The organism is Nonomuraea rhizosphaerae (assembly GCF_019396405.1).
Taxonomy (GTDB): Bacteria; Actinomycetota; Actinomycetes; order Streptosporangiales; family Streptosporangiaceae; genus Nonomuraea; species Nonomuraea rhizosphaerae.
Genome location: NZ_JAHKRL010000525.1, coordinates 1 through 12,909, shown reverse-complemented (window position 1 = coordinate 12,909; position 12,909 = coordinate 1). Strand labels below are relative to the sequence as shown.

Below are 12,909 nucleotides of genomic sequence, written 5' to 3'. Positions count from 1 at the left end.
CTTGCCGACCGGCAACAACGGCTCCAGCACCGCCCACTCAGCGGAAGACAGATCACCACGACTCACCCAAAGATCATCCCAGAAGTGGATCACCGAAATGATCCACTTCTGAAACAGGCCCTAGCACGTCGTTCATGGCATCGAGCCTGTCGTGCCGTCTCTTTCCGGGGATCGGCCGCATGTACGGTTCCTGTGGTTTCCGCCTCGGCCGAACGGCTGATCCTAGAGTTGTCGCCGTGACTATTCGCGTGCTCATCGCCGACGACCAGCAGCTCGTACGCACCGGGTTCCAGATGATCCTGGACGCGCAACCGGACATGGAGGTCGTGGCGGCCGTGGCCGACGGCGCGGAGGCGGTGTCCGAGGCCAGGCGGCTGCGGCCCGACGTCTGCCTGCTCGACATCCGGATGCCCAAGCTGGACGGCATCGAGGTGACCCGCGCCCTGGCCGGGCCCGGCGTCGAGAACCCGATGCGCATCGTCATCGTCACCACCTTCGACCTGGACGAGTACGTCTACGGCGCGCTGCGCGCCGGGGCCACCGGGTTCCTGCTCAAGGACAGCGGGCCGACGCTGCTGATCGAGGCGGTCAAGGCCGCCGCGGCCGGTGACTCGCTGGTCTCGCCCTCGGTGACGGTGCGGCTGCTCCAGCACCTGTCGCAGCCCGTGCGCCGCTCCGCCGTCCCGTTGAACGAGCCGCTGACGGACCGTGAGCTGGACGTCGTCCGCCTGGTGGCGCGTGGCCGCACGAACCAGGAGGTGGCCGGGGAGCTGTTCGTCTCGCTGTCGACGGTGAAGACCCATCTCGGGAGCATCCAGGGCAAACTCAGCGTCCGCAATCGGGTGGAAATAGCGGCTTGGGCCTGGGAATCCGGCGTGGTCACCTGATTAGGCGATCACCTGATTAACCCGGACCCCGGCGGGATAAAAGTGAATCAGAACCTCAGCGCATGGCCCGGGGGGAGAACAACGTGCGCTACGCCCAGGCACCACCCACTAGGGTCACTTCGGCCGTCTATGTGACGCTTGCCGGCCAAGTGCTCTCCCTCGCCGCCCTCGTCGTCTTCGAGCACGGCCGCGGGCACAGCCTCGCCACCCAGCTCGCCTCGTTCGGCGGACGCCCGCGCGGGGCCGACGCCGACGCGGTGGTCGGGGCCGTGACCGTGTTCGCGGTGCTGATCATGCTGGTCGCCGTCACCACCGTCGCCGCCGCGGCCGCCTACCTCACCTGGCTCGTCCGCGCCCGCCAGGCCAACTCCCGCTCCGCCTCCCCCTCGCCCGTCGCCTGGGCCTGGCTGCTGCCCGGCGTCAACCTGGTCGCGCCGGTGCTGCTGGTGGACGAGGTGTGGCGCGGCTCCAGGCCGCCGCTCGACCGCCGGCCCCGCTGGCTGGCCCTGCTGGGCGCGTGGTGGCTGGCCTGGCTCACCACGCTCGCCCTGGTGACCGTCCGCCTGTCGCTCGACTCCTCGGCCGGCGACCTGACCGGCATCGGGCTGCCCGAACTGCTGTCCGCCTCGGTCGCGGCCCTGCTGTGCGCCTGCACGGTGCGGGACGTCACCCGCATCCAGCGCTCCACGTACGGCGCCCGGCCCCGCGCCCGCCTCACCGGCACCGTGACCCACCTCCCCCCGCCCCCGACGGAGTCCGCCCCGCTGGGCAACACCGGCTGAGCCTCAGGCGGCGGTGGGGCCGGAGCTGCCCTGGCTGGCGTGCCAGAGCTCGCGTGACGGCGGGGAGACCACCGGCCCCAGGTCGGCGTACGGGGACAGGCGGAAGCCGTTGGCGTACTCGATGCGCCGCCCGCCCACGCTCCGCGGGTCCTGCGGGGCCGGCGCGAGCGCGGCCCGGACCGCGTCGATGCCCTGGGAGCGCCACAGGCGGTCGAGGTCGACCAGGTTCCAGCAGTCCAGCGCCCGCATCGAGACCGCGCGCGCCCCGGTGCGCCTGATCACGCCGCGGGCCAGCATGAGCCACGACCCGAACACCGTCGCCGCGCACCGCGCCTGCACCGACTCGAAGAACGTCAGGTCGATCGGCCCCGTCGAGTCGTCCAGGGTGGTGAAGATGATCCGCTGCCCCGACCGGATGGCGGGCGTCTGGGTGGCCACCTTGACCCCGGCCACCAGCACCTCGGCCCCGTTGCGCTGGGACAACAGCCGCGCGGAGCGCACCACGCCGAGGGCGTCGAGGAGCTCGGCGTGGAAGGTGATGACGTGGCGGCTGACGTCGATGCCGAGGATCTCCAGCTCGGCCTCCACCATCTCCGTCTCGGTCATCTCGGGCAGCTCGCCGGGGGTGAGGTGCTCGGTGAAGCCCAGCGGGAGCTGCACCGTCTCGTCATGGGGCACCACGGGAGCCGAGGCGTAGCGCCTGGAGCGCACGGCCGTCGCCCGGACGCCCGCGACGGAACTCCGTTCGAGGACGCCGACCTGGGCGATCAGGTCGCGCCTGGTCAGCCGTCCGGGACGCCACCGCTCACCGCCCGGGCTCAGCCCGTGCAGGTCGTCCAGGCCGCCCACCTGCACGATGCGTTCGAGAATGGGCCGCGAGGGCCGGGCGCGGTCCCAGAAGTCGGCGAGCGACGTGTAAGGCTGCCCCGCCACCATCCGCCGCACCTCCGCCTCGCTGACCCCTTTGATCGCCGAGAACGGCACGCGCAGCGCGTACCCCTTGCCGATCTCCCCGATGCGGAAGCCCTTGGGGCGCTCCGGCGGGTCACCGCCCCGCAGGCCGACGCGTTCGACCCGCCAGTCCTGGCCGGACCTGTTGACGTCGAGCCGCAGGATCTCGACGCCGCACTGCCGCGCCTCGTCGATGATCACGCGCTGCGGGTACATGCCGGGCTCGTGCGTGAGCACCCCGGCGAAGAACGCCGCGGCGTGGTGCCGCTTGAGCCAGGCCGACTGGTAGGTGGGCAGCGCGAACGCCGCCGCGTGCGCCTTGCAGAACCCGAACGCCCCGAACGCGTCGAGCACCTTCCACGCCCTGTCCACGGCGTCGTCGCCGAACCCGTTGGACCTGGCCAGCGGCACGAAGTGCTTGCGCACCCGCTCGCGTCCCTCCGTCGTGGACAGGGTGCGCCGCAGCGTCTCGGCGTGGGACAGGTCGCGGCCGGTCATCACCTCGATGATCTTCAGCACCTGCTCGTGGAAGACCACGACGCCGTGCGTCTCCTTCAGCGCCGCACGGAGCCGTTCGTGCGCGTAGTACGGTTCGCGCCACCCGTGCCTGGCCTCCAGGTAGGGGGTGACCATGTCGGAGTTCACCGGCCCCGGCCGGAACAGCGAGATGTCCACGATCAGGTCGTGCATCTTGCGCGGCTCCAGCTTGGCGACCAGCTCGCGCTGGCCGGGCGACTCGATCTGGAAGCAGCCGAGCGTGCGGCCGGCGCAGATCATGTCGTAGGTGGCCTGGTCGTCGTGCGGCACGTACTGGACGTCCGGGTCCGGGCCCCGCTGCTCGTCGAGCGCGACCACGACGTCGTCCACCCGCCGGATCTCGCTCAGCGTGTACGCCATCGCGGACTGCATCCGCACGCCCAGCACGTCGAGCTTGAGCAGCCCGGCCTCCTCGACGTCGTCCTTGTCGAACTGCGACATCGGGAACTCCAGCAGGCTGCGCTCGACCGGCGTCCGGTCGCGCAGGGTCGCGTTGCCGACCAGCACCCCGCACGGGTGCAGCGCGATGTGCCGGGGCAGCCCGTCGAGCTTCTCGGCCAGCCGGAAGACCCGGTCGAGCCCGGCCTCGCCGAGGCGGCTGTCGCGCAGCTCGGGCAGGTCGCTCAGCGACGCGGTGATCTGCCTGGCCCTGATGTGCGGGAACGCCTTGGCGATCGCGTCGATCTCGTGCGGCGGCAGCCCCATGGCACCGGCCACGTCACGGATCGCGCTGCGCGCCCGGTAGGTCTCCATCATCGACACGCAGGCCACCCGCTCCTCGCCGTAGCGGTCGAAAATGGCCTTGTAGCAGTCGAGGCGGCGGGCTGACTCCACGTCCACGTCGATGTCGGGCAGCCCGATGCGGCCCTCCGACAGGAAGCGCTCCATGAGCAGGCCGTGGTCGAGGGGGTTCACCTCGCCGATGCCGATGAGGTGGTTGACCAGGCTGCCGGCGCCGGAGCCGCGGATGGCGCAGCGGACGCCCATCTCGCGGATCATGTCGGTGATGCCGGCCACGGCTATGAAATATCCGGACAGGCGCTTCAGCTCGATGATCCGCATCTCCTCCTCCAGGCGGCTCCTGGCCTCGCTGGAGCGATCCAGCCCGCGCGCGTGCAGGCCGTCCTCGACGCGGTGGCGCAGCAGCGGCACCGGGTCGCGGCCGATCTCGGGCAGGTGCAGGTCCGGCGGGTCGTTGCGCAGCGCGAGCAGCTCGTCCGGCCTGGTCACGCACGACTCGGCCAGCATGCGAGTGGTGTGCAACAGACGGCCGGCGCGGCCCTGGTCGGAGCCGCAGATCTTGGCGGCCACCTGCCGCATCTCCTTCGTGCCCTTGAGGTAGGCGTGCGAGGTTGTGCGGTCGAGGTGGCGCGGGTGCAGCGGCACGAGCTGCCTGGCCGCGTCCAGGACGTCGCCGACCTGGTGGTCGGCCGGGTCCAGGTAGCGGACGGCGTTGGTGAGCACGGCGGGCACGCCCCGCGACTCCGCCAGGGCGAGCATGCGGACGGCGGTCGCCGCGTCGCGGAAGCCGTACTGGTCGACCAGCTCGATCACCACCCCGGGCGCCGTGGCCAGCCACAGGTCGAGCAGCGTCCTCGCGTGCTCGTCGCGTCGCTCGGCCACGGCGCGGCCCACGTCGGACCGGGGTCCCAGCAGCACCGCGAGGCCGCCGTCCGGGTCGGCGGCGGCGACCAGCTCGCGCGTCACGCGCGGGTCGCCGCGCTCCCCCTCACCGTGGGCGGCGGTGACCAGGCGCACCAGCCGGGACCAGCCGCCGGACCGGGCCAGCACCGTGACCCGGTCCTGCGCGGCCGGCCCCGACCGTGACCGCCGCGCCGCGGTCACGGGCTGGGGCCGGTCGTCAAGCGCCCCGAGCGCCAGGTTCACCCCGAGCACCGGGGCGATCCGGTTGTCGGCGCACGCCTGCGCGTGCTTGATCGCCCCGTAGAGCCCGTCACGGTCGGTCAGCGCGAGGATGTCCATCCCGTCCTCGGCCGCCCGCTCCACCAGGGCCCGGGGGAAGGCCGTGCCGTAGCGCATCGAGTACGCGGAGCTCACGTTCAGGTGAGGGAACGGGGGCGCCATCAATCCCACGCCCGCAGGAGCAGCCAGCCTCCGCTGGCGGTGTCGAAGCGCAGCTCGTACGAGCCGACCTCACGCCCCGGGCTGGCCTCCACCCGCCAGAACCGCCGCTCGCCCGGGTCGTTCTCGTCGGTCTTCCACCACTCGCGCGCCACCACCCAGTGGTCGAGGACGCGGCGGACGAGATAGAGGCGATCGCGCCAGACGAACTGGGTCGGCTGCCCGTCCCTCGTCCACACCTCTATAGGATCGCCATAGAGTCTGCTCAAGACGCTTCTCCCCGCGGCTCCGGTGTCTGTGCTGAGCCACCCGGGGGAAGACGGGCGCTTACTACTCGAACATATGTTCTCAGGCTCCGAAGCGCAAGTCGCCCGCCTGACGTACCAGAGGGTTGGCGTCGATCGAGTTGCGGATGCTGAAGACCACGCTGCCCGCCCGGTAGCGGTCCTCCGACCACTCCACCGGCCTGCCCTCGTGCGTCGTCGTGATGCGCCGCTGGCGCAGCAGCGGGCTGCCCCGGCGCACCCCCAGCAGGCGGGCGTCCTCGGCGCCCGCTGCGACGGCGTCGATCAAGTGCTCGCCGTAGGCGAAGACCAGCCCGATCGAGTCGTACAGCGCCTCGGTGACCGACTCGCACGACGGCGGCAGCGCCTCGACGGCGCCGGCCACCCAGCCGGCGTACACCGTGCGTTCCACCAGCACCGGCTCGCACTCCAGTGTGCGCAGCCGCAGCACCTCCAGCACCTCGTCCGTGCCGAGCCTGGCGGTCTCGACCGGGCTCGCGTCCCGGCGCCGCTGGCCCATCACCTGGCCGCCGAAGCGGTGGCCGTTGGCGCGCGCCCACTGCGCGAAGCTGTGCAGCTCGGCGAAGCTCTGGCTGCGCGCCCTGCCCAGCACGATGCGCCGGGCCCCCTGGCGGGACCCGACCAGGCCCTCCGCGACCAGCACCGCGACCGCCTGACGCACCGTTCCGCGAGCGGCCTCGTAGCGAGTGGCCAGCTCGGCCTCCGTGGGGAGCTGCGAGCCGACCGGGTGGACGCCGGTGAGGATGTCGTCACGCAGCTCTTCGGCGATGCGTTCATAACGCGCAACCATCCGCGACCCTTCGCATTCATGAAAGAGCAATGTTCATGCGACTTACTTGTGCTCGCTTGTTTGTACAAGTTCCCTTAAGTTCTTTCCACACCCGAGAGAGTGGAGGCGACGTGTTCACACCTCGCGCCCGTGTGGCAGGCCTCGTGGCAGCCCTTACCGTAGTCACCGCGGCGTGCGGCGCCGCCCCAGGAACGCAAGGCACCACCAATGCGTCGCAGGGCGGAGTGAACGCGAGGACCGCGACCTCCGCCGCGGACTTCGGCGGCATGGACAAGCTCGTCGAGGCGGCCAAGAAGGAGGGGAACCTCCACGTCATCGCGCTGCCGCCGGACTGGGCCAACTACGGTGAGATCATCAAGGGCTTCACCGCCAAGTACGGCATCAAGATCGAGAGCGAGGATCCCGACGCCGCCAGCGCCGACGAGATCACCGCCGTGAAGACCCGCAAGGGCCAGGACCGCGCCCCTGACGTGCTGGACCTCGGCCAGTCGTTCGCGATCAGCGGGGCCAAGGAAGGGCTGTTCGCGCCGTACAAGGTGGCGACCTTCGACAAGATCCCCGAGGGGCAGAAGGAGCCGACCGGGCTCTGGACCAACGACTACGGCGGCTACGTGTCGATCGGCTGCGACGCCAAGAAGATCAGCACCTGCCCGATGAGCTTCGCCGACCTGCTCAAGCCCGAGTACAAGGGCAAGGTCGCGATGAACGGCAACCCGACCAAGGCCGGGTCGGCGTTCGCCGGCGTGTACGCGGCGGCCATCGCCAACGGCGGTTCGTTCGACGACATCCAGCCGGGCATCGACTTCTTCAAGAAGCTCAAGGACGCCGGCAACTACAACCCGGTCGAGACCACCCCGGCGACCATCGAGAAGGGCGAGACCCAGATCTCCATCGACTGGGACTACAACAACGCCGCCTACGCGCCCCAGATGACGGCCAAGGGCATCGACTGGAAGGTGAACGTCCCCACCGACGGCAAGTACTTCCAGATGTACGCCCAGGCCATCAACAAGGACGCCCCGCACCCGGCCGCCGCCCGCCTGTGGCAGGAGTACCTCTACAGCGCCGAGGGCCAGAATCTCTACCTGAAGGGCTTCGCCAGGCCGGTGCTGCTGCCGGCGATGACCGCGGACGGCTCGGTGGACAAGACGGCCGCCGAGGCGCTGCCCAAGGTCGAGGGCACCCCCACGTTCCCCACTCCCGAGCAGCAGGACGCCGCCAAGGCCAAGCTGGCCAGCGGCTGGGACGCGGCGATCTCGGGATGAGTCCCGCTTCGTCCGAAGGCGTGAAGGGCAGAGGCGTGGAGGGCAGAGGCGTGGAGGGCAGAGGCGTGGAGGGCAGAGGCGTGGAGGGCAGAGGCGTGAAGGGCGGCCGCGCGTCGTCGAAGGGCTGGCTCGGGGCGCTGCCGCTGCTGGTCTTCTTCGCGCTGGTCTTCGGCATCCCCGCCGTCGCGCTGGTGGCGGGGGCCTTCACCGTGGAGGGCCGGCCGACGCTGGCCAACGTGGCCCAGAGCGTCCAGGGCGGCTACCTGACCGCGATGATCGGCAGCGTCAAGCTGTCCGCCGTGGTGGCGCTGCTGGGCGCCGTGCTCGGCACGTTCCTCGCGCAGGCCGTGGTGACCTCCCGGTTCACCGCGCTGCGCGAGGCGGTGCTGACCGCCTCCGGGGTGCTGGCCAACTTCGGCGGCGTGCCGCTGGCCTTCTTCTGGATCGCCACGCTGGGCAACTCCGGCGTGGTCAGCGGGCTGGTCGGGCTGCCGTCCGGCTCGCTGTACACGTTCTGGGGGCTGGTGATCGTCTACCTGTACTTCTCCATCCCGCTGATGGTGCTGGTCATGGCGCCCGCGCTGGACGGGCTGCGGCCCCAGTGGCGCGAGGCGGCCGCCAACAACGGGGCGACGGCGTGGCAGTTCTGGCGCTTCGTCGGGCTGCCGGTGCTCACCCCGGCGATGCTGGGCGGGGTGGTGCTGCTGTTCGGCAGCGCGTTCGCGGCCTTCGCGACGGCCAACGCCATGGTCGGGACCGTGGTGCCGCTGGTGACGCTGAAGATCGCCAGCGCGCTGACGGGTGACGTGCTGATCGGCTACGAGAACATCGCGCTGGCGCTCAGCCTGGACATGGTCGTGGTGGCGGGGCTGGTCATGGCCGTCTACCTGCCGCTGCAGAAGAGGAGCACCCGATGGCTGCGCTGACGGGTCTGGAGCAGCCGGTCGCGGTCCCCGCCGCCCGGCCGCCCGGCCGCCTCCGGGTGTGGCGGGGCGTCGTCTTCCTGCTGGCCGCGGCGTACTTCCTGGTCCCGCTGGGCGCGTCGCTCTGGTACACGATCTACACGCCCACGGCCGGGGTGTCGTTCTCGGCCTACGGCGAGTTGCTGACGGCCGAGGGGTTCGCCTCGTCGCTGGTGCTGTCGCTGTCGCTGGCCGTCGCCACGATCGTGCTGGCCCTGCTGCTGACGCTGCCCGCGATGCTGGCCGTGCGGCTGGCCGCCCCGCGGCTGCGGCCGGTGATGGAGGTGATCTGCACGCTGCCGCTGGTGGTGCCGCCGATCACGTTCGTGGCGGGGCTGACCACGTCGCTGCGCAACGGCACCGACCTGCTGGCGCCGACGCCGTTCTGGGCCACGCTGATCGCGGTGCAGAACCCGGCCTTCCCGATCGTGCTCGTGCTCGCGTACGTGGTCCTCGTCCTGCCGTTCGTCTACCGGTCGCTGGACGCGGGCCTTGCCACCATGGACGTGCGCACGCTGGTCGAGGCGGCCCGCAACCTGGGCGCGTCGTGGCCGCACGTGCTGTTCAGGGTGGTCATCCCGAACCTGCGCTCGGCGCTGGCCAGCGCGTCGTTCCTGACGCTCGCCCTCGTGCTGGGCGAGTTCACCGTGGCCAGGCTGCTGGGCTACCAGCCGTTCGCCGTGTGGATCGTGACGATCTCCGGTTCCCGGGGGCAGGTGTCGGTCGCGGTCTCGATCCTCAGCCTGCTGCTCATCTGGCTGCTGCTGCTCGCGGTGTCCACCGTCTTCGGTAGGGAGAAGAAATGACGGCTCAGGTGGAGTTCCGCGGCCTGCGGCGGGTCTTCGGGAAGACGGTGGCCCTGGACGGCCTGGACCTGACGATCGAGCCGGGCCAGTTCGTCGCGCTCCTCGGCCCCTCCGGGTGCGGGAAGACGACCGCTCTGCGGTGCGTGGCGGGGTTCGAGCGGCCCGACTCCGGGGCGGTGCTCGTGGACGGCGAGGACATCACGAACGTCCCCGCCAACAAGCGTGACGCGGGCATGGTCTTCCAGTCGTACTCGCTGTTCCCGAACCTCAACGCCCGCGACAACGTCGCCTTCGGCCTGCGCGTGCGCAAGGTGCCCGTCGCCACCCGGCGGGCCAAGGCCGGCGAGCTCCTCGAACTCGTCGGCCTGCCCGCCCACGCCGACCGCTTCCCGCACGAGCTGTCCGGCGGCCAGCAGCAGCGTGTCGCGCTGGCCCGCGCGCTCGCGCTGGAGCCGCGGGTGCTGCTGCTGGACGAGCCGCTGTCGGCGCTGGACGCCAAGGTACGCGTGTCGCTGCGCGAGGAGATCCGCCGCCTCCAGCTCGACCTCGGCATCACCACGATCTTCGTCACCCACGACCAGGAGGAGGCCCTGTCGATCGCCGACCGGGTCGCCGTCCTGCGCGACGGACGGCTCGAACAGTGCGGCCCGCCCGCCGAGGTCTACGACCGGCCCGCCACGCCGTTCGTGGCCGAGTTCGTCGGCACCATGAACCACCTGGCCGGGCACGTCTCCGGCGACAAGGTCACGGTGCTCGGCCAGCTCCTGCCCATCGACGGCGCGGCCCCCGGGGCGGCCCAGGTGGACGTGCTGATCCGGCCCGAGGCCGTCCAGGTGACGCCGGCCGACGACGGCAGGGCCGAGGTGCTCGCCGCCTCCTTCCGCGGCGCCTCCGTACGGCTGCGGCTCGCGCTGGCGGGCGGTGAGGTGCTCGCGGACGTGCCCGGTCACGAGGCGGCCCGGCTCGGGCCCGGCACCCGCGTCACGGTCCGCCTGGTCGAGCGGCCCGTCCTGGTGGCGGAGCGGACGGTCACCGCCCCCGCGCCCCAGTCCGTCGATGCCGACGCGGTCTGACATGCCGCAGGCCGTCCTGTTCGACATGGACGGCACCCTGGTGGACACGGAGGGCCTGTGGTGGCAGGCCACGACGGAGGTGGCGTCCTCGCTCGGCCGCACGCTGGCCCCGGAGCAGGTCTGGGGCCGCACGATCGAGGACGTCGCCCTCCTCCTGGGCTCGCCCGATCTCGCCGCGGCCCTGACGACGGCGTTCGCCGAGCGCGTCGGCCAAGGCGTGACGGTGATGCCCGGCGCCCTGGACCTGCTGGCCGAGCTGCACGCCGAGGGCATCCCGACGGCCCTGGTCACCGCGTCGCCGCGGAGCATCGCCGAGCAGGTCCTGCCGCTCCTCAACCACCGCTTCGACCTGGTGGTGGCCGTCGAGGACACCGCGCGCGGCAAGCCGCACCCGGACCCGTACCTGAGGGCGGCGGCCTGCCTCGGCGTGGACCCCCGCAGGTGCGTCGCCGTCGAGGACAGCCCCACCGGCATCGCCGCCGCCACGGCCGCGGGCTGCCACGTCCTCGTGGCCGACCCGGTCGCGGGCCTGCCCGGACTACACGCGATGTCGGTAAGCTAGCGCGGCGTGAACGGTGAATCCTCCCAGATCGGGCGCTACAGACTGCTGAGCGTGCTGGGCCGGGGTGGGATGGGCACGGTGCACCTCGCGGAGGATCCCACCGGGCAGCGCGTCGCCATCAAGGTGATCAACCCCGAGCTCACCCAGCACGAGCAGTTCAGGATGCGTTTTCGCCGGGAGGCCGACGCCGCCCAGCGGGTACGCAGGTTCTGCACGGCGGCGGTGCTCGAAGCGGCCCTGGACGGCGACCAGCTCTACGTCGTCACCGAGTACGTGCCCGGCCCGAACCTGGAGGAGGCGGTCAGGCAGTCCGGGCCGCTGAAGGGGTCGAGCCTGGACGCGCTGGCGGTCAGCGTCGCCACGGCGCTGACCGCCATCCACGGGGCCGGGGTGGTGCACCGCGACCTCAAGCCGTCCAACGTGCTGCTCTCGCCGGTCGGGCCGCGGGTGATCGACTTCGGGATCGCGCGGGCGCTCGACACGCTCGGCGGGGTCACCGGCACCGGTGAGCTGATCGGGACGCCCCGCTACATGGCGCCCGAGGTGCTGCGGGGCGAGCCGGTCTCGCCGGCGTGCGACGTGTTCTCGTGGGGCTCGCTGATCGTGTACGCGGCCACGGGCAGGGCGGCGTTCGGCGGCGAGACGCTGCCCGCGACCGTCTACCAGGTGCTCAACACCGAGCCGTCGCTGGACGCGGTCGAGCCCGGCCTGCGGGAGCTGGTCGGGGCCGCGCTGAACAAGAACCCGGCCGCCCGGCCGACCGCGCAGCAGCTCCTGGACCACCTCGTGGGCCGCCAGGCCGCGCCGGAGCAGCCCCTGCGGCCACGGGGGCCGGTGCACCCTGAGCAGGCCGCGCACACCGTGCAGGCGACCTGGCAGCAGGGCACCGCGGCGTACACGGCCGTGCCCGTCACGACCGTGCCCGCCCCGCGTCCGGGGCCCAGCAGGGGCAAGCTCGTCGCGGGCCTGGCCGCCGGGCTCGTGGTGGTGGTCGCGGGGGCCGCCACCGCCTGGGCGCTGACACGCGACGGCGGGCCGCCCGCCCTCACCGTGCTCTACCAGGAGGACTTCACCCAGACCGGGGGCGGCTGGGACGGCACCTACGACGCCACCGACGACTTCAGCCACGGCTACCGCACCGACGGCACCTACGGCCTCGACGTGGCGCACGGCTACGAGGAGGAGCGGACGGTCAAGGCCCCGGCGCCGTTCCTGATCGCCACGCCGACGCCCGAGCCGACCCCGGCCGCCACCCCGACCCCGATGTTGCCGCAGACGGTGGTCGTGGGGGTGAGCGCCCAGGTCAAGAAGGCGGCCAACGCCGGCGAGTACGGCGTGTTCTGCCACAACAGCGCCGACGGGACGTACTACGAGTTCGCCCTGAACACGGCCGGCATGGCGCGCATCCGCCGCATCTGGCAGGGCTCGGGCGGCACGCTGGCGCAGCCGGTCCAGGTGGAGGGGCTGGGCGGCAAGCCGGCCAGGATCGAGGCCGCCTGCGAGCAGGACGGATCGAGCGTCCGGCTGAGCATGTGGGTCAACGGCGCGCGTGTCCAGCAGGTCACGGACCCGAACGGCATCGGGAACGGCTACGTTGGACTGTTCGCGCGCACGTCCAAGGACGAGACGTCCGTGCTCAAGACCATTTTCGATGACTTCGAACTCCGCGGGCGGAAGGAACCCTGACCCCACATGCTGATCGAGATCTCTGACGGCGCTCCGTACGGCATCGCCACCGGCACCGACGGCGCGCTCTGGTTCACGCTGGTGCACCAGGGGTGCGTCGGCAGGCTGGTGCCAGGCGAGGAGCCGGTGATCCACCAGCTCGACCCGGCGGACGGCGGGCCGGCCGTGATCGCGCCCGGGGCCGACGGTGCCATGTGGTTCACCGAGTTCCAGGGCGGGCG

12 protein-coding genes are annotated in these 12,909 nt (G+C 71.8%); 9 read left to right on the top strand and 3 right to left on the bottom strand.

Features of this window, described 5'->3' with window-relative positions:
- Window positions 1–236: 236 nt before the first annotated feature.
- Entirely contained in the window at window positions 237–887 is a 651-nt protein-coding gene (locus KME77_RS27265; RefSeq protein WP_219471801.1) for a response regulator, read from the top strand.
- A gap of 149 nt (window positions 888–1,036) precedes the next feature.
- Complete coding sequence (locus KME77_RS27260; RefSeq protein WP_308250929.1) at window positions 1,037–1,669, top strand: DUF4328 domain-containing protein; 633 nt, start codon at window positions 1,037–1,039, stop codon at window positions 1,667–1,669.
- 3 nt (window positions 1,670–1,672) lie between these two features.
- On the opposite strand, the gene KME77_RS27255 is transcribed toward KME77_RS27260, so the two are convergent.
- The 3 genes from KME77_RS27255 to KME77_RS27245 all read right to left on the bottom strand — a co-directional run bounded on the left by KME77_RS27255 (window position 1,673) and on the right by KME77_RS27245 (window position 6,334).
- Window positions 1,673–5,242 (bottom strand): DNA polymerase III subunit alpha, encoded by a 3,570-nt coding sequence (locus KME77_RS27255; RefSeq protein ID WP_219471799.1) that lies wholly within the window; start codon window positions 5,240–5,242, stop codon window positions 1,673–1,675.
- On the bottom strand, window positions 5,242–5,508 hold the full coding sequence (locus KME77_RS27250; RefSeq protein ID WP_219471798.1) for a DUF6504 family protein: 267 nt from the start codon (window positions 5,506–5,508) through the stop codon (window positions 5,242–5,244). The genes KME77_RS27255 and KME77_RS27250 overlap by 1 nt, the downstream gene beginning before the upstream one ends.
- Window positions 5,509–5,587: 79 nt before the next feature.
- On the bottom strand, window positions 5,588–6,334 hold the full coding sequence (locus tag KME77_RS27245; protein WP_219471797.1) for a GntR family transcriptional regulator: 747 nt from the start codon (window positions 6,332–6,334) through the stop codon (window positions 5,588–5,590).
- A 224-nt stretch (window positions 6,335–6,558) separates the two neighbouring features.
- Here KME77_RS27245 and KME77_RS27240 point away from each other — a divergent pair, with 224 nt between their 5' ends.
- The 7 genes from KME77_RS27240 to KME77_RS27210 form a co-directional block, all read left to right on the top strand.
- A complete protein-coding gene (locus KME77_RS27240; RefSeq protein ID WP_308250928.1) occupies window positions 6,559–7,599 on the top strand; it encodes an ABC transporter substrate-binding protein in 1,041 nt (346 codons plus the stop codon).
- Window positions 7,600–7,634: 35 nt separating this feature from the next.
- On the top strand, window positions 7,635–8,525 hold the full coding sequence (locus tag KME77_RS27235) for an ABC transporter permease (RefSeq protein WP_308250927.1): 891 nt from the start codon (window positions 7,635–7,637) through the stop codon (window positions 8,523–8,525).
- Window positions 8,513–9,367 (top strand): ABC transporter permease, encoded by an 855-nt coding sequence (locus KME77_RS27230; RefSeq protein WP_219471795.1) that lies wholly within the window; start codon window positions 8,513–8,515, stop codon window positions 9,365–9,367. Before KME77_RS27235 ends, KME77_RS27230 begins: the two co-directional genes overlap by 13 nt.
- A complete protein-coding gene (locus KME77_RS27225; protein WP_219471794.1) occupies window positions 9,364–10,440 on the top strand; it encodes an ABC transporter ATP-binding protein in 1,077 nt (358 codons plus the stop codon). The genes KME77_RS27230 and KME77_RS27225 overlap by 4 nt, the downstream gene beginning before the upstream one ends.
- On the top strand, window positions 10,424–11,002 hold the full coding sequence (locus tag KME77_RS27220; protein WP_246610834.1) for an HAD family hydrolase: 579 nt from the start codon (window positions 10,424–10,426) through the stop codon (window positions 11,000–11,002). The genes KME77_RS27225 and KME77_RS27220 overlap by 17 nt, the downstream gene beginning before the upstream one ends.
- Before the next feature lie 6 nt (window positions 11,003–11,008).
- Window positions 11,009–12,688 carry a serine/threonine-protein kinase gene (locus KME77_RS27215; RefSeq protein ID WP_308250926.1) on the top strand — a complete coding sequence of 560 codons (1,680 nt, stop codon included), beginning with the start codon at window positions 11,009–11,011 and terminating at the stop codon, window positions 12,686–12,688.
- Window positions 12,689–12,694: 6 nt separating this feature from the next.
- On the top strand, window positions 12,695–12,909 hold a 215-nt coding region (locus KME77_RS27210), incomplete at its 3' end, for a virginiamycin B lyase family protein (RefSeq protein WP_443679678.1).